Origin of the sequence: Kitasatospora sp. NPDC093679 (assembly GCF_040683455.1) — a bacterium.
Lineage (GTDB): Bacteria > Actinomycetota > Actinomycetes > Streptomycetales > Streptomycetaceae > Kitasatospora > Kitasatospora arboriphila.
Genome location: NZ_JBFBDW010000032.1, coordinates 1 through 23,023 on the forward strand (window position 1 = coordinate 1; position 23,023 = coordinate 23,023).

16 protein-coding genes and 2 pseudogenes are annotated in these 23,023 nt (G+C 75.2%); 11 read left to right on the plus strand and 7 right to left on the minus strand.

Annotation, left to right across the window (positions count from 1 at the left end):
• Positions 1-227: 227 nt before the first annotated feature.
• A complete protein-coding gene (locus AB0O09_RS24390) occupies positions 228-647 on the plus strand; it encodes a hypothetical protein (protein WP_363544390.1) in 420 nt (139 codons plus the stop codon).
• A gap of 81 nt (positions 648-728) precedes the next feature.
• Complete coding sequence (locus tag AB0O09_RS24395; RefSeq protein WP_363544392.1) at positions 729-1,247, plus strand: histidine phosphatase family protein; 519 nt, start codon at positions 729-731, stop codon at positions 1,245-1,247.
• Between the two features lie 24 nt (positions 1,248-1,271).
• Here AB0O09_RS24395 and AB0O09_RS24400 read toward each other — a convergent pair whose 3' ends face one another.
• Both AB0O09_RS24400 and AB0O09_RS24405 read right to left on the minus strand, forming a co-directional pair.
• Positions 1,272-1,424 (minus strand): hypothetical protein, encoded by a 153-nt coding sequence (locus AB0O09_RS24400; RefSeq protein WP_363544394.1) that lies wholly within the window; start codon positions 1,422-1,424, stop codon positions 1,272-1,274.
• 693 nt (positions 1,425-2,117) lie between these two features.
• A complete protein-coding gene (locus AB0O09_RS24405; protein ID WP_363544396.1) occupies positions 2,118-4,133 on the minus strand; it encodes a S53 family peptidase in 2,016 nt (671 codons plus the stop codon).
• A gap of 595 nt (positions 4,134-4,728) precedes the next feature.
• Here AB0O09_RS24405 and AB0O09_RS24410 point away from each other — a divergent pair.
• Positions 4,729-5,274 carry a GNAT family N-acetyltransferase gene (locus tag AB0O09_RS24410; protein WP_363544398.1) on the plus strand — a complete coding sequence of 182 codons (546 nt, stop codon included), beginning with the start codon at positions 4,729-4,731 and terminating at the stop codon, positions 5,272-5,274.
• Positions 5,275-5,315: 41 nt separating this feature from the next.
• Here AB0O09_RS24410 and AB0O09_RS24415 read toward each other — a convergent pair whose 3' ends face one another.
• Positions 5,316-6,434 carry a hypothetical protein gene (locus AB0O09_RS24415; RefSeq protein WP_363544400.1) on the minus strand — a complete coding sequence of 373 codons (1,119 nt, stop codon included), beginning with the start codon at positions 6,432-6,434 and terminating at the stop codon, positions 5,316-5,318.
• Between the two features lie 148 nt (positions 6,435-6,582).
• On the opposite strand from AB0O09_RS24415, the pseudogene AB0O09_RS24420 reads away from it, so the two are divergent.
• A pseudogene (locus AB0O09_RS24420) lies at positions 6,583-6,744 on the plus strand (IS5/IS1182 family transposase); the annotation flags it as partial.
• A gap of 184 nt (positions 6,745-6,928) precedes the next feature.
• Here the strand turns inward: AB0O09_RS24420 and AB0O09_RS24425 are convergent.
• From AB0O09_RS24425 to AB0O09_RS24435, 3 genes and pseudogenes are all read right to left on the minus strand, one after another.
• Entirely contained in the window at positions 6,929-7,318 is a 390-nt protein-coding gene (locus AB0O09_RS24425) for a zinc-binding dehydrogenase (RefSeq protein WP_363544536.1), read from the minus strand.
• Between the two features lie 623 nt (positions 7,319-7,941).
• A pseudogene (locus tag AB0O09_RS24430) lies at positions 7,942-8,195 on the minus strand (IS5/IS1182 family transposase); the annotation flags it as partial.
• A gap of 12 nt (positions 8,196-8,207) precedes the next feature.
• Complete coding sequence (locus tag AB0O09_RS24435) at positions 8,208-9,449, minus strand: glycosyltransferase (RefSeq protein ID WP_363544402.1); 1,242 nt, start codon at positions 9,447-9,449, stop codon at positions 8,208-8,210.
• Positions 9,450-9,600: 151 nt separating this feature from the next.
• Here AB0O09_RS24435 and AB0O09_RS24440 point away from each other — a divergent pair, with 151 nt between their 5' ends.
• The 5 genes from AB0O09_RS24440 (at position 9,601) to AB0O09_RS24460 (ending at position 17,739) form a co-directional block, all read left to right on the plus strand.
• Entirely contained in the window at positions 9,601-10,428 is an 828-nt protein-coding gene (locus AB0O09_RS24440; RefSeq protein WP_363544404.1) for an endonuclease/exonuclease/phosphatase family protein, read from the plus strand.
• A 558-nt stretch (positions 10,429-10,986) separates the two neighbouring features.
• Positions 10,987-12,303, plus strand: coding sequence for an AAA family ATPase (locus AB0O09_RS24445; RefSeq protein WP_363544406.1), 1,317 nt, complete (start codon positions 10,987-10,989; stop codon positions 12,301-12,303).
• The gene (locus AB0O09_RS24450) at positions 12,300-12,941 is read left to right on the plus strand and encodes a hypothetical protein (RefSeq protein ID WP_363544408.1); all 642 of its coding nucleotides are present in this window, start codon (positions 12,300-12,302) and stop codon (positions 12,939-12,941) included. The genes AB0O09_RS24445 and AB0O09_RS24450 overlap by 4 nt, the downstream gene beginning before the upstream one ends.
• Complete coding sequence (locus AB0O09_RS24455) at positions 12,938-14,629, plus strand: hypothetical protein (protein WP_363544410.1); 1,692 nt, start codon at positions 12,938-12,940, stop codon at positions 14,627-14,629. The genes AB0O09_RS24450 and AB0O09_RS24455 overlap by 4 nt, the downstream gene beginning before the upstream one ends.
• Positions 14,626-17,739 carry a bpX6 domain-containing protein gene (locus tag AB0O09_RS24460; RefSeq protein ID WP_363544412.1) on the plus strand — a complete coding sequence of 1,038 codons (3,114 nt, stop codon included), beginning with the start codon at positions 14,626-14,628 and terminating at the stop codon, positions 17,737-17,739. Before AB0O09_RS24455 ends, AB0O09_RS24460 begins: the two co-directional genes overlap by 4 nt.
• Here AB0O09_RS24460 and AB0O09_RS24465 read toward each other — a convergent pair.
• Positions 17,726-18,247, minus strand: a complete 522-nt coding sequence (locus AB0O09_RS24465; protein ID WP_363544414.1) for a nuclear transport factor 2 family protein — start codon at positions 18,245-18,247, stop codon at positions 17,726-17,728. The two genes, AB0O09_RS24460 and AB0O09_RS24465, sit on opposite strands and share 14 nt — an antisense overlap.
• Before the next feature lie 122 nt (positions 18,248-18,369).
• On the opposite strand from AB0O09_RS24465, the gene AB0O09_RS24470 reads away from it, so the two are divergent.
• Together AB0O09_RS24470 and AB0O09_RS24475 are read left to right on the plus strand one after the other, a co-directional pair.
• Positions 18,370-18,942, plus strand: a complete 573-nt coding sequence (locus AB0O09_RS24470; protein WP_363544416.1) for a helix-turn-helix domain-containing protein — start codon at positions 18,370-18,372, stop codon at positions 18,940-18,942.
• A 726-nt stretch (positions 18,943-19,668) separates the two neighbouring features.
• A complete protein-coding gene (locus AB0O09_RS24475; RefSeq protein ID WP_363544417.1) occupies positions 19,669-22,941 on the plus strand; it encodes a LamG-like jellyroll fold domain-containing protein in 3,273 nt (1,090 codons plus the stop codon).
• Positions 22,942-23,023 lie beyond the last annotated feature (82 nt).

The window sequence follows — 23,023 nt, forward strand, 5'->3', positions numbered from 1 at the left end:
ACGATTCGCCGGTGCGTCCAGGTTGGGGGTACCTCCCGGCCCCCTCGGGGCTGGGGGAGATGCCCGGCGTCGCGCGCCCGGCAAGATCCGAAAGAGAGCGCCTAGGTGCTGGAGTGCGCTCCAGGTCAACCGACCGGCCGTCGAGGGGCCGGCTGCTGCGCGCCCGCCCGGCGAAGATGAGTACGCGTGCTCAGCCGCGGGCCGGCGCGGCACGGCAGGCTCGGCCCATGCGCCGACCGTTGCCGGGACTCGTTCCCCCTCTCCTCCTCCTGATCTCCGCGGTTGCGGCCTGGGCCGTCTGGCTGGGCTGGGACCAGCACCACGACGTGCACCCCGACGGTTCGGTCTCCGGCCCGTACGAGGCCTGGCAGGTGATCGGGCTGGCCGTGACCCTGCTGGTGCCGGTGGGCTGGGCAGCGGCGCGCCACCGGGTGGCGGGTGCCGTGGTCGGCACCACGGCCGGGCTGACCGCCGCGGCCTTCGTGGACTGGTCCGACGATGCGAGCGGTCTCTTCCTGGTCGGGGTGGGGACGGTCATGGTGGGGAGCCTCGTGGCGACCTCGGTCGTCGCCGCGCTGGTCGCCTCGCTGACGCGGTCGGGCCGGCCGTACGGCGGTCGGCGTCGTGGGCCGGCCCCTTTCGGGTGAGGGAGCCGGTGTCATGACGGGTCCATGACGGAGCGTCATTAGTGTCGGGGCGACCGCTTCGTCGTGGAGGAGGACACCACCGTGGGCACCGACGCACCGCGCAGGATCGTGCTGACCCGGCACGCCAAGGCCGAGCCGAACGGCCCGGACGACCACGAGCGGCCGCTGTCCGCTGCCGGTCGCCTGGAGGCACCCGGGACGGGCAGGTGGCTCGCCACGGCCGGGATCGCACCCGGGCGCGCACTCGTGTCGACCGCCCGGCGGGCCAGGGAGACCTGGGAGTTGATCGTCCCCGAGCTCCCCGCCCCGCCGCCGACCGTGTTCGAGGACCGCGTCTACGAGGCGGAGGTCGCCGATCTCCTCGCCCTGGCCGGCGAGACCCCCGACGAGGTGTCCGGGCTGCTCGTGCTCGGTCACAACCCCGGTGTCCACGAGCTGGCGGACGCGCTCGCCGGCGAGTCCGACGGCGACCTCCTGGACCGGATGGACGCGTCCGGGTTCCCCAACAGCGCCGTCGCCGTCCTCGCGTTCACCGGCTCCTGGAAGGACCTCGACGCGGGCCTCGCCCGCCTGGTCGCGTTCCGGACCCCCGAGGGCTGAACCACCGGCCTCCGGCAGGGCGGCTCAGCGCGGCCTGGCGTGCCGGGCGGCCCCGTCGTGGCGGTGCCGCACGGCGGGCCGCTCGCCGCGGTGGCGGGCCTGCTGTCCGGGAGCGGTGGCCGTCAGCACGGCCGCCAGGACGAGCGGGGCCAGCAGCAGGACCATCACGGTGTTCACGGCCACCTCCGGAGTCGCTCTCGCCGGTCGGACGCCGCACACCTGCCCGCATTCCGGCCCGCCATGCCCGCCGTGCCCGCCGTGCCCGGCCTGCACCGGCAGGGGCCGCTGCGCGGCCCGGACGTGCAGGGGCCGGACGCACAGGAGCCGGGCGGGCAAGGGCCGGTCGTGGAAGCGGCGCGGCCCGTGTGGGCCCTGGACCCGTTGGAGGGCGTCGGGCCGCTGCGGTTCGGCATGCGGGCCGAGGACGTCGCCTCGGCGCTGGCGGACACCCACGAGCCGGGCCGCTTCGAGGCCGAACCCACTGGCCGGAGATCCTCGGCATCCGGTTCGGCATCCGGCCCGCGCTGCCGGCGGTGTACGCCTACTTCGACGGGACCGGCCGGCTCTTCTGCGCGGCGGCCGACGCGGCCCAGGGACCGCAGGTGACCCTGGACGGGCCGGAGTCGACCGGCCTTCCGCCCGCTCTGCTGCAGGACGCGGTGCACGATCTGCCCCGGCACCGGTTCGAGGGGCCGTTGCCGAGCGGCTCGGCTTCACCGTCGAGGGGACGCCGGGCGGTTGCGGCATCGCCGACGACGGCCGGCCGCACGGCTGGTGGGTGGGCGGGCTGCTGGGGCCGTGAGGTCCCGGCCGCGCCGACGGCCGTACCCCCACGGGTCGGCGACCCGTGGGGGTACGGTGCACGGCCGGTCAGTCGGTGTTGTGCCGGCCGGGGCGCCGGTCGGGCGGGCTGTCGTAGGAGGTCAGGTAGTCGGCGGTCGGGCTGCCGACGCCGGTGACGGCGTCGTAGCCGCGGTCGGCGACCAGCGAGGTGTCGTGGCCCATGGTGCGCAGCGAGGTGGTGGTGCCCTCGCTCGCGTCGACGCTGTTGTTGAAGTCGACGCGGACCTGGGCGAGTTCGGTGCCGGGGCCGAAGGGGTGGTCGACCACGTCGTGGTAGGCGGCGCTGCCGTAGCGGGCGTAGATCGAGGGGTTGGCGAAGCCGATCGGTGAGCCCTGGACCTGCTGGGCGAGGGCCTGGAGGGCGGCGACGACCGGGCAGGCGAGGCTGGTGCCGCCGATCCGGTACTCGCTGTAGCGGGCGCTGCCGTCGGGGAAGGTCTGGGTCTGGCCGACCAGGAAGCCGGTGTTGGGGTCGGCGACGGCGGCGATGTCGGGGACGACCCGGTTGCGACCGCCGTTGGCGCCGGACAGCGACTGCGGGACGACGCCGCGCTGGTAGCGGGGCTGCGCGAAGCGGGCGCTGGTGCCGCCGCCCGCGCCGCCGTTGAAGGTGCCGGGGAAGCCGGTCCAGCTGGTGCCGTCCGCGGAGAGGACGGACTTCAGCGTGCCCCAGCCGGTCTCGAAGCGGTACGCGTCGGAGGCGTCCAGGGCGAGCGAGGTGCCGCCGACGGCGGTGACCCAGGGCAGCGAGGCCGGCATGTCGGTCTGCTTGGTGCCGGTGTTCTCGAGTTCGTCGCCGGAGTCGCCGCTGGAGAAGTAGAAGCCGATGCCGGTGGCGGCGCCGCGCTTGAACAGGTGCTGGTACACCCGGTCGAAGGCGGGGTCGCTGGCGTTCTCGGGCTCGCCCCAGGAGTTGGAGACGATGTCGCCGAGGTGCTGGTCGACGACGCGGTCCAGGGCGTCGACGAGGTCCTGGTCGTAGCAGGAGGAGGCGCCGACGTAGGAGATGTCCGCGTCGGGGGCGACGGCGTGCACGGCCTCGATGTCGAGGGTCTGCTCGCCGTACCAGCCGGCCGCGTCGCAGCCGTCCGGGTCGACCTCCGGCGGGGCGGTGTGCGTCCACACCGCCGGGTCGTAGCGCAGCAGTTGGTCCTTGGTGTAGGGGGCGTCGCCGTGCTCGGCGGCGTAGCGGGTGACGTCGTCGCCGATGGTCGGGGAGTCGTAGGCGTCGACGACGGCGACGGTGACGCCGCGGCCGGTGAGGCCGGTGGCGGCCGCGCCGTACGCGCTGCGCAACTGGGTGCCGTTGAGGCCCTGGATCACGTAGGGCCGGACGGCGCCGTAGGCCGCGGGCGTGCCGGTGGCCGGGTTCGCGCCGAAGTAGGCGGAGAACGGGCCGGAGTTGACGAAGGCGCTGCCGGGGCCGGGCAGGGTGTCCCGGGGCTCGGGCCGGCCGGGCCGGACCTTGCTGGGGGCGGTGTTGAGTCCGGTGACGCTGAGCACGTCGTCGGCGAGGTCGGCGGGCACGGTGACGTCGCCGGCCGGTGCCCGGTAGCTGCGGGTGCCCTTGCGGTAGGTGTGCAGTTCGGTGCCGAAGGCCCGCTCGGCGTCGGCGGCGTCGCCCTCGGCGGTGAGGTAGTGCCGGTTGGTCGAGGTGACGCGCAGACCGGAGGAGTGCAGCCAGCGGCCGACCTTGTCGCTCTGCGCGTCGCTGCTGCCGAACCGCTCGGCCAGCTGCTGCGGCGTCAGGAAGTGCCCGTACTCGTCGGAGGCGGGGTCGGAGACCTGGCGGGCGAAGGCGTCGAGGCCCTTCTGGTCGCGGCCTGCAAGGTAGACCCGTACGGTGACGGGCGCGTCGGCGCGTTCCCTGCCCTGGTCGGCGGCGGAGCGGGTCCAGTTCGGTGCCGTGCCGGGGACGGCCGCGCGTCCGTGCGGTGCCGGGGTGTCCGCCCGCGCGGGCGTGCCCGCCGCGGTGGCGGCCAGGAGCGGCAGCACGGCCATGACGGCCAGTCCGGTTCTGGAGCACGACAGGCGGATGCGCATGCGGGTCGGCCTTCCGGTCGGGGATGCGGGAACGCGTGCCCGGGCGGTCCGTCGGCCCGGCCACGCTGGACGGCCTCGACGCTAGGGTGGCGCGCCACGCGGATCGTGCAGTCCTGGTGCGACGCACCGTCGGCTTCACCCGCCCGGTGGCCGGAGTGCGGCCGAACCGCCGACGGCTCCTCCTCGCCGTCGGGACAGCGTCCTCGGCGTACGTCCGGAGCATCGCCGACGGCGCGCAGGACTTCATCGAGCTCCTGACGTTCGCCGAGCCGGAGGCCGTCCTCGCCGCCCTGAGGGGGGCACTGGCCGACGACTGGACGGGCCTGCCGGTGTGGGCGCGCAACCTCGCCGACCGGCTCGCGTGCCTGCAGCGGCCGGGAGATCCGGTCCTCCTCCGCGAGGCGGGGGCCGACCTCCTCTGCTTCGGCCCCGGACCGGGACGCGTTCGCTCCCGCCCTGCAGGACCGGGCGGATCGGATCGGGACTCCGGCCGACACCCGGCAGGAGCGGTCCGGCCGATGACGCGCGGAGCCGGCGGTGTGCGGCAGCCCGAAATCCGCTTGCCCCGCTGTCCGTACCCGATCAGGATCGGCGCATGGACCACGTCATACGAGCGGTTACCGCTGAGGACTGGCAGCGCGTCAAGGAACTGCGCCTGGATGCGCTGCGGGATCCCGTCGCGGGGATCGCCTTCCTGGAGACGTACGACAACGCCGTCACCAAGCCGGACGAGTTCTGGCAGGAGCGCGCGGCCGGCTCCCGCGGCGACATGATCGTCCAGCAGTTCGTCGCCGCGCGGACGGACGGCGGCTTCGACGGATCGGTGACGGTCCTGATCGAGCCGGCCGGCGGCGAGGACGTCCTCGGCGCGCAGGTCGACGTGGACCAGGCCCATCTGGTGGGTGTGTTCGTCCGCCCGGAGCAGCGCGGCACCGGACTGGCCCGGGCGCTGTTCGATGCGGCGATCGACTTCGCCCACCGGCTCGACGCGGTGAAGGTCTCCCGCGTCCGGCTCTACGTCCACCAGGACAACCAGCGGGCCGAGGCCTTCTACCGGAAGATCGGCTTCACGCGCAGCGGCCGCTCCGTCCCCGTCCCGGGCGACGAGTCGTCCGTCGAGCACGAACTCGTCCTCGGCTGAGCCCGTCCGGCGGTTCCGCCCGGGGGGCGCTCCGCCGACGGCTACGCGGCGGGACGTCCGGGCAGGTAGCGCCGGACTCTGGCGCTCGGGTCGCCGGCCAGCTGGGCAGCCCTGCGTTCCACCTCCCGGGGGGCCAGGATGCTCAGGGTGCGCCATGCTTCGGCACGTACCCGTGTCCTCGGGTGGGTGGTGAAGTCCAGCACGCGTGGCACGTCGCGGGTGCCTCCGAGGTCGGCCAGCCCTCCCAGCGCTCCGACGGCGGTGGCGTCCGGCACGTCCCCGGGCGCGAGGGCGTCGCGGTACACCTGCGGGGCCAGGTCCGTGTACCCGCGCGCGTACAGGGTGGCACGGGCGTGGTAGCGGACCCGGGCGTCCGGATCGAGCATGGCCTCACGCAGGCGTCCCTCACCGTACGGCCCGCGGGCCCGGACCCGCAGGGCACGCAGTCGGATCCGGGGGCTCGCGCAGGTGTCCAGGAGCGGGAGAACGGCGTCCTGCTCGGCCGGTGCCAGCTTCGACGAGGTGACGAGCCGGGCGGCCCACTGCCAGAGGCCGGGGTCCTTCGTGGCGAAGGCGGCCTCGACGGCAGCGGTCGGATCGATCCGTGCGAGCCACCGCAGACAGCACGCCCGCGCCACGGGATCGCCGGATCGGGCGCCCTGCCGCAGCTCCTCCGCCCCCGAACGGCGGAGCAGGTCCTCCACCCCGGCCAGCATGGGGCGTGCCCTGCTGCGCCTGCGTATTCCGTCCAGCAGGGGCAGCAGCCGGACGAGGATCCCGACGTGCTCGGCGCCGGTCAGCCGTGCGGTGACCGCGCGCTGCGCGAGGTCCCTGACCGGTTCGACGGGATCGTTGAGCCGCAGCAGGAGGAAGGGCAGCGCGAAGGGGTCGGCGGACGCTCCGAGCAGCTCGACCCCGGTCTGCCTGAGGTACCCGGAGCGGTCGAACGACATCAGGGCCGCCACGGCAAGGGCGTGCGGATCGGTCCGCCCGCCGCCCGGCGCCTCGGATCCCATCAGGATGCCGGTGGAACCGAGAGTCCCGCGCCGGCGGCGGTAGTCCGCTTCGATCCGCATCAACTCGACGGGCGTCGCCGTTCGGAGCAGGGTGTCCAGCCGGCTCGCCGCCGGCCCCGGGTCGTCGTCCCATGAAACCGTCACACGGGGGACGGTATCCAAAGTGCGGGGTCCCCCTCGTCACCCGGGGGCCAGGCCCTCTCTTTCGGATCTTGTCGGATCGGCGTGCGGCGGTGGGCGCCCGGCTGGGCGTGCCGCACCACCGCCGCAAGGGCGGGGAACCGCCCGACTGGAACAGGCCCACGACAAGTCCCACAAGCAGGTGCGCGCCCGCGTCGAGCACACCTTCGCCCGCATGAAGACCTACGAGATCCTGCGTGACTGCCGCCTGCGCGGCGACGGCGTCCACCACGCCGTGCTCGGCATCGCCCGCCCGCACAACCTCGACCTCGCGGATAGGCGAGCAGACCGAACCTCAGCCGACCACATCCTCACCAGCTCCAAGATCATCTACGGGACGGCCCCTGGAAGCGAAAGCTCCTTCTCCGGCAGGCGCCCGCGCGTTGAGCGGGCCATCGTGACGGCACCCCGGTACGGGACCCGGGTATCCCCGCCGCGCCACCCGGCGGAACCCCGGATCAGCTGCGCGTCCCCTCGCGGTATCCGACAACGGCTGCATCCGGCACGACGAGCAGCTTGCCGGTGGTACGCCGAGCCTCCAGATCGCTGTGGGCCCGGGCGGCCTCGGACAATGCGTAGCGGCCCGTTACGGTGACCTCAAGCGCCTTGGAGCGCACCCGCTCGAACAGATCGGCGGCCCGTCGGAGCAGTTCGGACCGATCGGTGATGAAGTCCCCGAGGCCGGGCCGGATCAGGGTCAGCGAACGGCCCCGGGCGAGCCGAATCGGATCAAACGGCGGCACGGCACCACTTGCCGCGCCGAAGAGCACGAGATGGCCGCGGGTTCGCAGGCTGGCGAGGCTCGCATCGAAGGTGTGCGCGCCGACGCCGTCGAAGACGACCGGCAGTCCCTATCAATTACGGGAGGCCCTCAAGGCTGTCCCGTAAGTGACCGTTGGGATGGCCGGGACAAGGTGGGCTGATCGCCGGCGGGTCGGGCTATGCGGCCTGGAGAAGGCTGTGGAGGCGGGCGATGCCGAGCATGGCGTGTGGTGGACGCCCTCGCCCTTGAGCCGGCCAGAGCGCAGCGTCCGCTCCCGCCTCGTCCGCGACGGTCCGTCGAGCCGGTGCGGCTCTTCTCGATAGCGACCCGCCGCAGGCCTTGACGGACGAGATCTGACGTCGTGCCATGAGAGGACACACCGCGACGGGGGGATGACACGATGGCGGCAGAGGGACACGACGGACCCGGTGGCGAGCCCGAGAGCCACGATGAGGTCCCGCAGAGCAGCGCTCCAAGAAAAATCCCATCTGGCAATGACTTCGCCCATGTGGCTTGGATCGTCCTGGCTCTCTTCCTCTTCGGGCTGATCTTGACCGCGGCATCCGGCACCGGCGATTGCTCTCCTCACTGCGACGGCAACACGGGACCCTTGTGGCACTGATCACCGAGCTGCCCACGAACCTGGCCGCCACCGCGCTGGTCGCCACCACCGGTTCGCTGCTGCGGCGCCGTCGCCGGGGCGTTGCGGTCGACGATGCGCCCGGCAGCCGACTTCGACACTCCGTACAGCGGCGCCAACTGCCGCAGCGGAGGTTGGCCCGCCGGTATCCGGCGACCAGCAGGCCCCGGTGCTCCAGCGGCAGGCCCCAGGGCCGACCCTTGCGGATCGAACCTGCACCTTCCCACCGCGGCGTGGGTGGACAGCTTGCCGAACTGCCTCGGACGCAACCCGGTGAACGGGGGTGGCAGGACGGCTGCGACGCCGTGAGCACACCAACCACAGCAAAACCATCTCACCTGGGACCAGCAGTACGGGACAACCCTTGGCCGTGCTCGGTGACCAGTAGGCGCGCTGCGGTCAGTGCGCCGTCGGTGCGGATCCGGCCCGCCCGGGTGCGGGCGGTCCGGACCGTCCGGGGGGCGAGGGCATGGCGCAGCGCCGTGGTGAGGGAGTCGACCGTCGGGTTGCTGCCCGGGTGGGCGCTGCCGATCCCGAGCCGGTCGACGCGGTCGGCGAAGTAGAACTGGTCGAACATCTGCGGAACGACCACCTGGGGCGTCCCGGCGCAGGCGGCCGCGGTGGTGGTGCCGGCCCCGCCGTGGTGCACGACCGCGGCGGCGCGCGGGAACAGTGCCTGCTGGTTCACCTCTCCGATCACCAGGAAGTCTGGCGCGGCCTCGTCGACGGAGAGGTCGGCCCAGCCTCGGGCGAGGACGGCGCGGCGGCCGAGTGCGCGGGCGGCTGCGACCATCGTCCGGGCGAGGCCTTCGGGAGCTCGCATGCTGCCGAATCCGAAGACGATCGGCGGCTCGTCGGCGTCGAGGAAGTCCTCCAGCTCGGGCGGGAGCGGGCGGTGGTCCGTCAGCGTCCACGCCCCGGTCTGCAGGACGTCGAGTTCCGACGGCCCGGGCCACGGCGCCAGGAGGGGATCGGCGGCGAGCCAGGGCATGTCGGTGAAGATGTGGCGCCTGACGTCGCCGGCCGGGGCGAGGCCGACGGCGGCGCGCTGCGCGTCGAGCGCGGCGCCCCACAGGGCGTTCCAGCGCTGTGCGTCCCGGGCCCACAGGGCCGGGTTGTCGATCGTGCCGTCCGCGGACTCGTCCCCCAGCAGTCCGAAGACGGGCGGCGCGTGGTGCGGGGACGGCAGTGTCATGGGCGCGAACGCGGCGTACACGTAGCCGGCACCGCGCTGTTCGGCCACCGAGCGGGCCGCGACGGCCAACGCACCGCCTGCCACGATCACGTCGCATCCCTCGGCTGCCGAACCCACCGCCGCGAACTGCTCCGCGACCGTGCCCTCGATCATGCGCCGTCGCTGTTCGGGTGTGGGCACCGTCCCTGCCGGCTGCTTCGCCGTGCCGTGCAGTTCCGGGCCGACCGGCAGGTAGGCGATCCCCAGTGACTCCGCCCACGGACGGAAATCGGGCGGTGCGACGACCACGGTCTCCTGTCCCAGTTCCCGCAGCCGCAGGGCCAGGGCGATCACCGGCTGGACCTCTCCCCGCGAGCCGATCGTTGACAGCAGCACCCGCATGTTCGCTCCCGATTCCTCTGCCGTGTCCCGTCGCACGGCCGGCCATGTTCGCCGACGGAGGGGGCCTTGCGGCAAGATCCCCCCTGCGATATACGGTTGAACGGGAGAGGGAATCGGGTGGGGTCGTGGGGACGGCGCAAAGACGCTGACGGTGGCGTCGCTGAACGTCTGTTGCGGGGTCAGGAACACGCTTCCTCCGTTGAAGGAGCGGGCGGCCGGGATCTGCGCGCTCATCGAGCGCACGGACGTGGACGTGGTGAACCTTCAGGAGGTCTGGACGCCCGGCCTGCTCGCCCTCCTCCGTGCCCAGCTGCCCTCCTTCCCCCACCTCGCCCGCGGGACGGGTCTGCTGGGCCAGCCGGCGGGTGGCCTGGTCGCCTTCTCCCGGATGCCGCTGCGGTCGGCCGTCTACCGGTCGTTCCGCCGTACCCGGGCGCGGCGCGGGGGCGTGCTCTTCCGTGCCGGCGCGGCGGCGAGCGCGGGCCTGCAGGGCGTGCTGACCTACGAACTCACCGGACGCCGGACGGTCGTGGGCAACGCCCATCTGACGGCGAACCACGACGGGGACTGGTCGCCGGGCAACCGGTACGAGGCCCTGCAGCTGGCGCAGCTGGAGGCGGTGCACGAAGCCGTGCAAAGGGCCCGCCGCCCCGACACCCGGCTGTCGTTCCTGGTGGGCGACTTCAACGTCCCGAGCAGCAGCGGCCTCTACCGGGCGGCAGTGGACGGCGGCACCTGGCGGGATCCGTTCGCGGCGGCCGACCTGCCGACCTTCCAGGCCGCGCTGCTGCCGGACGGGGCACGGGCGCACCGGGTCGACTACGTCCTGGTCCACGGCGATCCGCGGTGCCACCCCGTCACCGGCGCGGACGTCTTCCTGACGGAGCCGGTGCCGCTGCCGTCCGGGCCGGCGGCCCACCTCTCGGACCACGTGGGGCAGTTGGTCCGCGTCGGGCTGCCCGGCGCGGTGGCCGACTGACTCGACACCCGAAGCTCGGCCGTTCCCCGGAGGAGGAGCCGTTGGAACCCCGACCCGTCGGCGCGCTCGGCCCGTTGCAGGACGACCTGCACCGTCTGCCGACCCATCTGTATCCCGATCGGCTGTACGGCGGCCCGGCCCTGCCCGACCGTCCGGTCAGGGGTGTGCGGACGACGAGGCGCCGCGGCCGGCTCCACGGACCGCTGGGGCTGCACAGGCCGGGCCTGCCCCTGCGACGGGTCCCGGTCCACGCCTTCGTCGGGCCGGGAGGACGCGGCCGGACGGTTGCCCCGTTCCCTCTCGGACCGGCACCGCGGTCGGCCGGAACTGCCCTGGGCGAGCGCCTCCTTCGGCGGCCGGTCGCCCGACGTGCGGGGACGGCTGGTCACGGACGGACGGTGCGCGTGGTGCCGACAGCGCCCGTCCGGGCCGTAGGCCGGGAGGCCGGGACAGGCCCGGGCGGCGGGTGTGACACGACGTCGGCTCTCCGGAGCCCGTCGGGGTCGGGCGGAAACCCGTTGGTGGGGCTGTGACGGCGGACCGTAGACTCCCGTGATCATGACCGACATACCCGCCGCGGCCTCGCCGAACCCCGCGGCCCCGCGTCCCTCCGCGTCCCCTGCGTCCCCGGCGATCCCGTCAGCCGCGGCGACCGCGGCGACCGCGGCGTCACCGGTGCCCGGCAGGGGCGGTGCGTCTGCGCCCGGTGGCGCGGGCACGGCCGACGCCGACCTCGTGGCGGCCGCCGTCGCCGCCGCGGGCCGGGGCATGGTCGACCGCGAGGTCGTCGCCGAGGTCGTGGCGCTGTGCGCGGTCGCCGGTGAGCACCTGCTGGTCGTCGGTGCGCCGGGCACGGCGAAGTCCGAGGCCGTGCGACGGGTCGCCGGGCAGCTCGGCGGGCGCTACTTCGAGTACCTGCTCGGCCGGTTCACCGAGCCCAACGAGCTGTTCGGGCCGGTCGACCTGCGACGGCTGCGCGAGGGCCGCGTCGAGTTCGAGACCCGGGGCATGCTGCCCGAGGCCGACATCGCCTTCCTGGACGAGGTGTTCCTCGGCTCCACCGCCGTCCTCAACACCCTCCTCGGGCTGCTCAACGAGCGGGTCTTCCGCCGCGGCGGCACGGTGCTGGCCAGCCCGCTGAGGGTCTGCGTCGGCGCTGCCAACCACCTGCCCGAGGACCCCGGGCTCGCCGCCTTCGCCGACCGGTTCCTCGCCCGGCTGTTCGTCGAGCCGGTCGCCGACGCCCGGCTGGAGGAGCTCCTGGAGGCCGGACGCCGCCCGGCCCCGGCCCTGCTGCCGCCGGCCGACGGTGCGGCGGCGCACGGCGCACCCGGCCGGCCCACCGACCTGCTCGGTGCCCTCGACCGGCTCGCCGCCGCGGCCGGGACATGCGACCTCACCGAGGTCACCCCGGCGGTCGCCACCGCCCTGCGGCGGCTGCGCGCCGCCGGAGTCCCCGTCAGCGACCGCCGGGCCGTACGCTCCCAGCGGCTGGTGGCTGCCGCCGCCGTACTCGACGGCCGGGACCGCGCCACCACCCGCGACCTGTGGGTGCTGCCGCTCATCGCCCCCACCGCGGACGCCCAGGCGCTCGCCCGTGACACCCTCGCCGACCTGATCGAGAAGTCCGCCAACCACAGCCTGGTGCACGCCGCCGAGGAGATGTCGCGCAGTGCCGACGCCCGGGCCGAGCGGCTCGCGCGCTCCGCCGCGGCGCTGCTCGCCGAGCACGGCGCGCTCCCGGGCGGCGCGGACTCGCGGCTGCGGCTGGAGGGCGCGCTGCGCGAGATCGACGCGGGTTTCGATCCGGACGACCTGCCCGCCGTGCTCGCGGGCGTGCGGGCGGACCTGGTCGCGGCGGTCTCCCCGACGTGACCACCGCCCGGCCGTCCGTGCCCGCCCGACTGCCCGGCCCCGGCGGTGCGGTCACGCCCGGGGCGCCTCCGAGGCCCGGCTCGGCCGCCGAGCCCGTCTTCGCGCTGCGCTGGGAGCGGCGCGAACCGCCCCTGCCGCCCGCCGCGGTGCTCGCCCTCGGTGACGCCGTACCGGCCCTGGCCGCGGCGACCCGGGCCCGGCTGCTCGCCGGCGTGCGGCTCGGCACGCTCGTGGACGCGGGCGCCCTGCTCGTTCTGGGTGCGGCCGACGACCTGCCCTGGGCCGACGGTGCCCGCTACCTCGGGCGCGACGGCGAACTGCTCGTCCCCACCACGGCGCGCCCGCTGCCCGCGCCCGCCCTGTGGCCGGCCGCCCTCGGCGCCCGGCGCGGCCAGGTGTGCGTCCTGCTGCCCGGGCACGCGCTGGTCGCCGACCCGCCGCCGCCCACCACCGACCCCGCGGCGCTGGACCGCTTCCTCCCGACCGAGCCCGACACCGAGCCGGGATCCGCCGCAGAGCCGGGATCCGCCGCAGAGCCGGGGCCCCACACCGCCCCCGACGCCGCCCCCGCCCCTGGACCCGGTTCCGCCCCCGCCCCCGGATCAGCCGAGCAGCCCACCGGGAGCCGTCCCGCATGACCAGCGCCCTGCCCTCCGCCCTCGCCCCCTGGTCGGCCTCGCTCACCGCCCTCACCCCCGAACTCGCCACCGCCCTGGGCCCGTTGCTGCGCCGGCTGGACGCCCTGGTCGCCGAGCACGAGCCGGCCGCCCGGGCCGAGGGCACCCCGGACGGCCACGGCGGCCTCGCCCGCACGGGCCACCCGGACCGGCTGCTGCCCTCCGAGTGGCTGCTCGCCGACGATTTCCCCGATGAGTTCCTCCGCCGCCTCGTCGACGGTGAACTCCTGCACCTCGCGCCCGAGTTCACCTCCCCCACGCCGACCGGCCGGACGGTCGTGCTGGCTGACACCGGCCCGGAGCAGGCCGGCGCCGCCCGCCTCGTCCAGCTCGCCGCCCTGCTCGTCCTGCACCGCAGGGCCGCCGCCCGCGGCACCGGTCTGCGGGTCGGCGTCCTCGGCGACCTCTCCGGCACCTGGCTCGGCGGCGACCTGGAGGACCTGCTCCCGGCCTGGCTGGAGGCGCGCCGCCGGAGCGACCCGACCCCCGAGGACGTCCGGCACGCCCGCGAGCTCCTGGAGGACGGCGACCGCGCCTGGGTGCTCACCTCGGAACGCCTCGCCGCCCTCCTCCCGGCCGGCACCCGGGCGCTGACCGCCCGGCCGGTGCGGTGGGACGCGAACGGCGCCACCGGCGTCGAGGTCCGCATCTCCACCGGCGCGGCCGCCCCCACCACCGCGCTGCTGCCGCTGCCCGCCCCCGACATCGCCGTCCGGGCGCTGCGCGGCGCCGGGTTCCGTCGCGCCGCCCCGGCGCAGGCGGTGCTGCCGACCGGCGTCCGGGGTGGCGCCCTGCCGGTCTTCACCACCGACTCCCGCACCCTGCTGGCCCGCGGCCGCGACGCGGACGTCCTGCTCGCCGTACATCTGCCCGGCTCCGACCATCACGCCGCCGCGGTCCGCGCCCGCCGTCACGACCTGCCCGGTCCCGCCGTGGCCGCCGGCCGCAACGGGCGGCGGCTGATCGTGCTGTGCGCCTGGGGCCGCCGGCTCGTCCCGTACGTGAGCGGGCGCCGGTTCTGCGAGCGCGGCGAGTACGTGGTCCGCGACAGCGCCGCCCTCGGGCTCGACCGCGCCGGCCTGGACGCGCTGCTGGCCGAGCCGGTGCTGCCGCTGCTGATCGACGGCCGGTTCCTGCGGCTGCCGGTCGCGGGCCGCTGGTGGCGGATCGGCGCGGACGGCGAGGCCGAGGACGACGGGCCGGTCGGCGGGCAGGCCGCGGGCGTGCCGTACGACCGGGCCCGTGACACCCGCCTGTTCGAGGGCGACCTGCCGCCCGAGGCCGCACGGGCCCGCCATCTGCTGCACGGCGCCGGCGCCGTCGCCTGGAGCAAGGACCGCCGCGCCTGGGACCTCGTCGACCGCGACGGCGTGCGTCAGCGCGTCGTCCTCCGGGAGCAGGCGGACGTGATCGGGCTGGTCCACGGCGCCGAGGGCGCCGCCCTGGTCACCGTCGGCCGCAAGGACGCCGTACTGCGCCACGCCCGTGCGAGCGGTCGGCGCACCCTCGCCCGGCTGTCCGGCGGCAGTGGCCGCCCCGCCCTCCACCCCTCCCTGCCCCTGATCGCCGTGCCCAAGGGACCCGACCGGATCCTGGTCGGCGACGCGGACACCGGGCGGATCCACCACGTCATCGGGAGCGACCATTGAGCACCGCAGAGGCGCCCCGCACGGCCCGTCCGACCCCCGACCGGCCGGGCCGGCGCACCTCCGCCACCCGCCCGCCCGCGCCCGGGGACTTCCGCGGCGCCGTCGAGGCCGACGGCTTCGTCCTCGACACCCCCGTCACCGGACCGGCCGAGGCCGCCGCCCGGGTCCTCGCCCACTGGCAGGACGGCGCCGAACTCCACCGGCTGCCCGACGGACGCTGGCTGTTCACCCTGGCCGCACCGGTCACCGTCCGCGCGGACCTGGCCCCCGGCCTGCCCGTGCGCCGCACCGTCGGGGCGCTGGTCGCCGTCGGCACCGACGGGACCGGCGCCCCCGCCGGGCACCTGCTGCTCACCACCGGCGGCCGCGTCACCGCGTACCCGACCGCCGACCTGCCCGCCGTCGACCCGGCGGGCTGGCTCGACCCCGGCGGCCTCACCGTCCACCGCCTCGGCCCCGTCGGCACCCCACCCGACCCCGCACCCGTCGTCGACGCCGTGCCGGCCCCGACCGCCCCCGACCTGCGCGCCGCCGCCGGGCTCGGCGCCCGCTCGGCGACCGCCGGCCGACTGCTCGGCGAGTCCGGGCGGCCCCGGTTGCTGGACCGCCTGCCGGTGATCGCCCTGCCCCGGCTGCGTCTGCGGCGGACGCCCGGCGGGCCGCGCTTCGCCCGCCTCGGGCCGTCGCCGAAGGCTCGGCGCCGCGGTGCCGCTCCGGCCGGGCTGCTGTCGCCGCGCGGTCTCGGCCGCCTCCTGCGGTCCGTGCTGCACGGCGCCCGGACCGTCCTGCGGTTCCTCATGAACCTCGCCGGTGCCGCCGTGGTGCTGACCGGCCTCGTGCTGATCCTGGTCCGGGCGGTGAACGGGCTCGCCTCGGGCGACACCAGCTCGCCGTACACGCTGCTCGGTCCCGTCCTCCTGGTCCTCCTCGCTCTGGCGATCCGTCTCCGGCGGCAGCAGGCCGGGGGCGCGGCCGGCGGCTCCGCAGGCACCCGCACCCGCGGGGCGGCCGCCGGCGGCGCCGCGGGCGGCGGGCCACGCCGCCCCCTGCTGCGCGGCCTGCTCGCCCGGCTCACCCTGCGCAGCCCTGCCGCCGACCTGGTCCGCGGACGCCACGCCCGCTACCTGCAGCGCCTCGACCGGGCGTTCCGGGAGAACCGCTGGGAGGACGCGCTGCGCGACGCCATCCAGCTCGGCGCCCCCGGCGGCGGCGACCGGCAGGGCTGGCTGACCCTCGGCCTGCCGGCGCGCTACACCGGCGCACTGCGCGCCACCCCGGGCGTCGCCGTCGCGGGAGGTACGTCGGCGCTCTCCGGCCTCGACGTGCAGCAGTACCTCACCGACCTCTACCGCGCGGCCGCCGAGGCCCTGGAACGCGAAGGCCGCGTCGACGAGGCCGCGTTCGTCCTCGCCGACCTGCTGCACCGTCCCGGCGAGGCGGTCGCCCTGCTCGACCGGCACGGCCGCACGGCCCAGGCCGCCGAACTGGCCGAGGGCCGCGAACTCGACCCCGACCTGGTGGTCCGTCTGTGGTGGCGGGCCGGCGAGCGCGACCGCGCCGTCCGGGCCGCCCACCGGCACGGCGCCTTCGCACTCGCCGTCGAACGGCTCACCGCCACCGACCCGGCGGCGGCCCGCGGCCTGCGGCTCGCCTGGGCGGAGCACCGCCGCAGCGCCGGGGACCGGATCGGGGCCGTCGAGGCGGTCTGGCCCGAGGCGGAGCTGCGCACCTCCGTGGTCGCCGACCTGCGCGACGCGGTGGCCCTCGGCGGCCCCGCCCAGGGCAGGGCACTCGCCCACCTGCTCGCCCTCGGCGCGCCCGCCGCGACCGTGCGGCTCGCCCGCGCCGTGATCGACGGCGAGGAGCGGGCCGGTACCGGCAGGCGGGCCGCCCTGCTCACCGCCCTGTCCGAACTCCCGGCCGCCGACCCGGTGGTGGACCGCGAACTGAGCACCGCCGCCGCCCGCGCCGCCGTGCGCGACGGCGGCTTCGGCGCACCCTCCGAACAGGGCACCGACCGCGCGCGCTTCGACCGCCTGCTCGCCCGCGCAGACCCGCTCGCCGCCGCGGACCTGCCCCGTCCCGTCCGGCCCGGCCGGACCGGTGGACGGCCGCTGGAGCTCACCGCCGCCGATCGCCCCGGCACCCTCCCGGTGCTCGACGCGGCCTACCTGGACTCCGGTGCCCTGCTGGTCGCCTGCGGCCAGGCGGGCGTGCGGCTGCTCACGCCCGACGGGCGGACCAAGGCGCGCTGGGACACCCCCGCCGACCGCCTGGTCCTCGCCGACCACGGCGGCAACGCCCTGGTGGTCGCCGACCACGGCCCGGTCACCGAGGTCTCCCGGCTCGACCTCGCCACCCGGCGGCTACGGCCCTGGACCACCCTGCGCTCCACCGCCACGCTCGGCAGCTACGACGGCCGGCAGCTGATCGGCGTCGACGGCCGGGGCCTCGTCGTGCTCGACACCGTGGCGGACCGGCCCACCGTCGTCTGGCGCGAACTCGGCGGCGGCAACGCCCAGGGCGACCAGCGCCCGGCCGGCCCGCCGTCCCGCACCGCGGACCGCTGCTCGGCCGTCGTGCTGACCCGGCCCCGCTTCGGCGCCGGCCTCACCGAGTGCTGGACCTGGGAGCTGCCCGGCTGGCGGCTGACCGCCCGGGTCGCCCTCACCGACGACGAACTCCGGTCGGCCGACGCCTTCGTGGGCCTCGCCGCGCTCGCCGGCGGTGGCCGGCTGCTCACCACCGCCGACCCCGGGGCGGGCCGGACCACCCTGCGCTGGTTCGGTGTCCCCACCCCGGGCCCGCTGACCGTCGACGGCCTCGCAGTCGCGCCCCCGCACACCGACGGCGACGACTGGGCGCTCACCGTTCCCGCACCCGGCCCGGGCAGCGCCGGCCTCACCGTCCACGCCGCCCGCCGCCCCACCGACAGCCCGCTCCTGACCCTCCACGTCCCCGCCGCACCCCCCGGCCCCGACGGCCGCCCCACCCCGGTCGGCGTCCGCCGCCACGGCGCCTCCGCCACCTACTGGCACCGCAGCGGCCGCGTCGTCGCCCTCGCCGACGACGCCACCGTCCTCGCCAACGTCCGCGTCACCGCGGACTGACCGGGCCCGGTTCCGCGCCGCGCGCCCGCGGGCCGCGCGACTCGGCGGCCACCGGGCCCTCCGGGGCCCACCGGCCTTCCATCGCCGCCACCAGCTGCGGCAGGTGCCCGCCGGCCGCGGCGAGGGCGAGGTGGTCGTGGAAGTCCCGGCTGTGGACGATCAGGCCGTCACGGACCCGCAGCACCTGGATGTTGGACACCTCGAAGTCCTTCCCCGCGGTGCGGTGGTGGACCCGGTAGTCGAACTCGGCGACCACCACCTCCGGGTCGTCGGTCCCGCGGACGACCACGTTCTCCGCCGTCAGCTCCAGCGGCGAGTGCGCGGCGACCTCGGCGAACCGTGCCCCGAGGACGGCCCGCCCCTCGAACCGGCGCGGTCCGACCGGCTCGAAGACGGTCTCCACCACCGCGTCCTCGGCGTAGAGCTCGGCGAGTTCGGAGAACCGTCCGGCGGTGATGCCGTCGAGCAGCGCGTGGAAGACCTCGCGCGGCGTCCTGGTTTCGGACATGATCAACCCCCATGGGAAGCGTCGGTACAATCGGACTGGCGACTCCGCTTCGAACGATACGGACTGGACACTCCGGTTGTCCAGGGGGTGGATCCGCCGTGCGCGGAAGGGAGACGAGCGGGATGAGTGGCAGTCAGGAACGGCCGCTGCGGGCCGATGCGGCCCGCAACCGGGCGAGGCTGCTGGACGCGGCCACCGAGGTGTTCACCACCCGGGGCGTCGACGTGCCGACCGAGGAGATCGCCCGCGCCGCAGGGGTGGGGGTGGGCACCCTGTTCCGGCACTTCCCGACCAAGGAGGCCCTGCTCGCGGCGGTGATGGTGCGCCGACTGGAGGCGATCGCGGCAGACACCGCCGAGCTGGCGGCGGGCGCCGATCCGGCCGGGGCCTTCTTCGACTGCTTCCGGCTGGTGGTCGACCGGTCCGCGGGCAAGAACGAGTTCACGCAGGCGCTCGCCGCGGCCGGAGTGGACGTGCACGCCTCGCTGCAGGAGTCGACCACGGCGATCCGGGACCGACTGGCCGGACTGCTGGCCGGGGCGCAGCGGGCCGGGGCCGTCCGCGCCGACCTGGGCCTGCCGGAGCTGCTGGCCCTGCTGGTGGGCACCGGCACGACCATGGAGCAGTTGCGGGACGACCGGGCCGCCCGGGAGCGGATCTACGAGGTGGTCTTCGACGGGCTCCGGCCGCACTGAGCGCAGGCCCGCGGCCGGCCGCGGGATTCGCCGCACGACGGCTGGAAGAAGGGGCGGGGGGAATGTCGACGGCAGCGTTTACAACGTTATACAGGTGGTGCGATCCGCCGGGCAAGGGCATTCCCGTCGAACATTCCGGCCACCCCGCCATTGCCCCTCGCCGACCCGGTCGCCCGCCCCTGCGCGCCGCCCGACACCCGTCCGACGCGCCATCCGACGGCCCCGGCCGACTCCCCTGACCGACCGCCGCGCGAGGCCGTCGCCGGTCACCCGCGACCGACGCTCCCGCACCTCGACGCTTCGTCACCTCCGCACGATGCCGCCCGACATCGGACGAAGTGAGCACGCGGAGGAGTTTCCGCAACGCATCGCTCCGCAGGGGTGGACACGGCCCCGGGGCCGTGCTGTCATTCTGGCTGCCCCGATTTCCAACGTTGGAACGGAACTCCACCCACCCCCTCTGCACACCGTGCTGCCCCTCGCGGTCGCGGGTGCTGCGGCCTGCCGCCGCATCACGGCAGGCGGCCCCGGCCGCGCCGGCGGCAACGCCGACACCGGTCTCCGTCCCCTCCCGTCCCCGAGCCCGTTCCGTCCGATCTCCGCCCGCGCCGACCCGGCCGATCCCGGCCCGGGGCGGTGCCGGCCGCACGCCGTCACTCCCACCCGCCCCCCGCCGGGACGGCAGCCCGGCGGGGTGGCGGCCCACCCCCTGTGAGGAGCATCCGCATGAGACGACGACACCCAGCCCGCCGACCGTGGCGCGGGATGTGGTCGCTGCTGTTGGCAGCGACGCTCTCGCTGCCCGTGGCCGGCCTCGTCCCCGCCGCGTCCGCGGCCGGGTCGGCCGACCGGGCGACCGCCTTCGCCGCCGGCGACCCCGACGCCCGGGTGCACGGGCTGAAGGGCGAGTACTACCGGATGTCGGCCCCGGGCGCCCGCGACTTCGCGGAGCTCGGCGGCGTCTCGCTCGACCCGAGCATCGACCTTCCCGGGCTGGCCGGCGCCTTCCAGGAGATGACGGGACGCCAGGAGAACACCACGGCCCGGTGGACCGGCCGGATCGAGGCCCCGACGACCGGCGACTACACCTTCTACGCGATCGGCGACAACGGCTTCCGGCTGTTCGTCGACGGTGCGCCGGTCATCGACCACTGGGTGCCGGACTGGGACCGCGAGCAGACCAGCGCCGTCCTGCACCTCGATGCCGGTGAGCGGCACGACTTCCGGCTGGAGATGTTCCAGGACGTCGGCGGCGCCAACATGTTCCTGCGATGGTCGGGCCCGGGTCTGCCGAAGCAGCTGGTGCCCGAGTCGGCCTTCACCCCGCCGGACGGCTTCAGCGTCTACCCGGTCGCGCTGAACGTCGCCGGGGACGGCCTGCGCCTGCAGGCCACCTTCAAGGGCAAGGTCGGCGGCACGGCGGGCCTCGCCGAGCACCTGCGGATCGAGGCGGACACCACGCCGATGCCGGTGAAGTCCGTCGCGGTGGCCGCCGACGACAAGCGGTCGCTGATCGTCAGGCTCGCCGAGCCGGTGCAGAAGGGCCAGCAGGTCCGCTTCCGCTACGACGGCGCCGGCACCCTCACCTCCGGCGGCGAGGCCGTGCCGCAGATCGCCCGGACCTCGGCCAACGCCTCCACCCACCGTCTCACCACCCCGTTCGGCGACAAGGTCGACCCGAAACACCCGCTGCCCGAGTACCCGCGCCCGCAGCTGGTCCGCGACGACTGGCTGAACCTCAACGGCCCCTGGCAGTTCGCCGCCGCGGGCGCCGGCGAGCAGCCGGTCTTCGGCAAGGACCTCGGCGAGAGGATCGTCGTGCCGTACCCGGTCGAGTCCCTGCTGTCCGGCGTGGAGCGGCACGAGGACCACATGTTCTACCGGCGCACCGTCACCGTGCCCGAGGGCTGGAAGATCGGCAAGGACAACCGGCTGAAGCTGAACTTCGGCGCGGTCGACCACCGGGCGACGGTCTGGGTCAACGGCACGAAGGTGGCCGAGCACACCGGCGGGTACACCGGGTTCGGCGCCGACATCACCGATGCGGTCAAGGGCACCGGTCCGCAGGAGATCGTCGTCGCCGTCACCGACACCGCCGGGGCGAACCAGCCGATCGGCAAGCAGTCCAACACCCCCGGCGGCATCGTCTACACCCAGTCCTCGGGCATCTGGCAGACCGTCTGGATGGAGCCGGTCGCCGCCGCCTCGGTGGAGAGCCTGACCGCCACCCCGGACATCGACTCCGGCACCCTCGCGCTGACCGTCGACTCCCCCGGCGCGCCCGCCGGAACGCTGGTCAAGGCGGTCGCCAAGGACGCCGGGGGCAACACCGTCGGCTCGATCAGCGGCCCCGCCAACACCCTGCTGCACCTGCCGGTGAGCAACCAGCACCTGTGGACGCCCGACGACCCGTACCTCTACGACCTGAAGGTCACCCTGACCGGCGGCGGCTCGACCGACACCGTCAAGAGCTACTTCGGCATGCGGAAGATCGCGCTGGCCGACGTCGGCGGGTACCGGAAGATCGTCCTCAACGGGAAGCCGATCTTCTCGCTCGCCCAGCTCGACCAGGGCTTCTGGCCGGACGGCCTCTACACGGCGCCGAGCGACGCCGCGATCGCCTTCGACCTGAAGAGGCAGAAGGACCTCGGCTTCAACGCCGTCCGCAAGCACATCAAGGTCGAGTCGCCGCGCTGGTACTACCAGGCCGACAAGCTGGGCCTGCTGGTCTGGCAGGACTTCGTCTCCGGCGACTACAGCACCGCCGCCGGCCGGCAGGAGTTCAAGGACGAGGGCGCGGCGGAGATGAAGCTGCTGCACAACTCCCCGTCGGTGATCGGCTGGATCGTCTTCAACGAGGGCTGGGGCGAGTGGGACCGGACGGAGACCGGCAAGCTCACCGAGGCCGTCAAGGCGGCCGACCCGTCCCGCCTGGTCAACGCCCACAGCGGGGTCAACTGCTGCGCCTCCAAGGGTGATTCCGGCAAGGGCGACGTCATCGACCACCACGACTACGGCAACACCGACCCGGCCTTCCCGGACGCCACCCGGGCCGCCATGGACGGCGAGCACGGCGGCTTCACCCTCCGCTCCCCCGGCCACATGTGGCCCGGCGCCCCGACCGTGATCTACAGCGGCGTGGCGGACAAGGCGGCGCTCACCCGGAAGTACGTCCAGAACACCGAGACCTTCTACCTGGCGGCGGCCGGCGCCGAGCTCTCCGGCTCGGTCTACACCCAGGTCACCGACGTGGAGAACGAGCTCAACGGCCTCTGGACGTACGACCGTCGGCAGATCAAGGTCGACGCCGCCCAGGTCCGCGCGGTCAACCTCGAGGTCATCGCGGCCGGCGCCGCCGCCGGCGCCCGCTCCGAACTGCACGGCGGCGGCTCCTGGGCGCTCGACGAGGGCACCGGCACCACCGCCGCCGACCAGGGCCCCAACCACGCCGACCTCACGCTGAACGGCGCCTCCTGGGCGCCGGGCGTCAGCGGCAGCGCCCTGAAGGTCAACGGCCAGGGCCAGTACGCGCAGACCGCCGGCCCGGTGCTCGACACCACCAAGAGTTACTCGGTCTCGGCCTGGGTGACCCTGGACGCCCTGCCCGGCAACTACGCCTCCGCCCTCAGCCAGGACGGCCGGCGCGTCGAGAACCCCTTCTACCTGCAGTACGGCCAGGGGGCGTTCGCCTTCAGCCTGCCCGGCGGCAACCGCGCCCGGCTGCCGATCACCCCGCAGCTCGGCCGCTGGTACCACCTGGTCGGCGTGCACGACGGGGCGGGCGACACCATCCAGCTGTACGTCGACGGCGTGCTCGCCGCGTCCGTGCCCTCCGGCCCGGCCGACGTCAGCACCGGCCCGCTCGCGATCGGCCGCGCCAAGTACGACGGCCAGAACACCGACTTCTGGAACGGTTCGGTCGACCAGGTGCACGCCTACGACCGGGCCCTGACGGCGGCGGAGGTGAGCGCCCTGCACACCGCCGAGACCCCCGCGTAACGGCGGCACCCGGCGCCCGGCCCCGACAGCGGAACCACGCTGCCGGGCCGGGCGCATGTCTTCGAAGGCGCTCGGCCGTCAC

Coding starts and splice junctions, on each gene's coding strand:
- AB0O09_RS24470 (WP_363544416.1), top strand. CDS start 18,370: ATGAGTGGCAGTCAGGAACGGCCGCTGCGGGCCGATGCGGCCCGCAAC.
- AB0O09_RS24455 (WP_363544410.1), top strand. CDS start 12,938: ATGACCAGCGCCCTGCCCTCCGCCCTCGCCCCCTGGTCGGCCTCGCTC.
- AB0O09_RS24445 (WP_363544406.1), top strand. CDS start 10,987: ATGACCGACATACCCGCCGCGGCCTCGCCGAACCCCGCGGCCCCGCGT.
- AB0O09_RS24475 (WP_363544417.1), top strand. CDS start 19,669: ATGAGACGACGACACCCAGCCCGCCGACCGTGGCGCGGGATGTGGTCG.
- AB0O09_RS24435 (WP_363544402.1), bottom strand. CDS start 9,449: ATGCGGGTGCTGCTGTCAACGATCGGCTCGCGGGGAGAGGTCCAGCCG.
- AB0O09_RS24465 (WP_363544414.1), bottom strand. CDS start 18,247: ATGTCCGAAACCAGGACGCCGCGCGAGGTCTTCCACGCGCTGCTCGAC.
- AB0O09_RS24390 (WP_363544390.1), top strand. CDS start 228: ATGCGCCGACCGTTGCCGGGACTCGTTCCCCCTCTCCTCCTCCTGATC.
- AB0O09_RS24405 (WP_363544396.1), bottom strand. CDS start 4,133: ATGCGCATCCGCCTGTCGTGCTCCAGAACCGGACTGGCCGTCATGGCC.
- AB0O09_RS24410 (WP_363544398.1), top strand. CDS start 4,729: ATGGACCACGTCATACGAGCGGTTACCGCTGAGGACTGGCAGCGCGTC.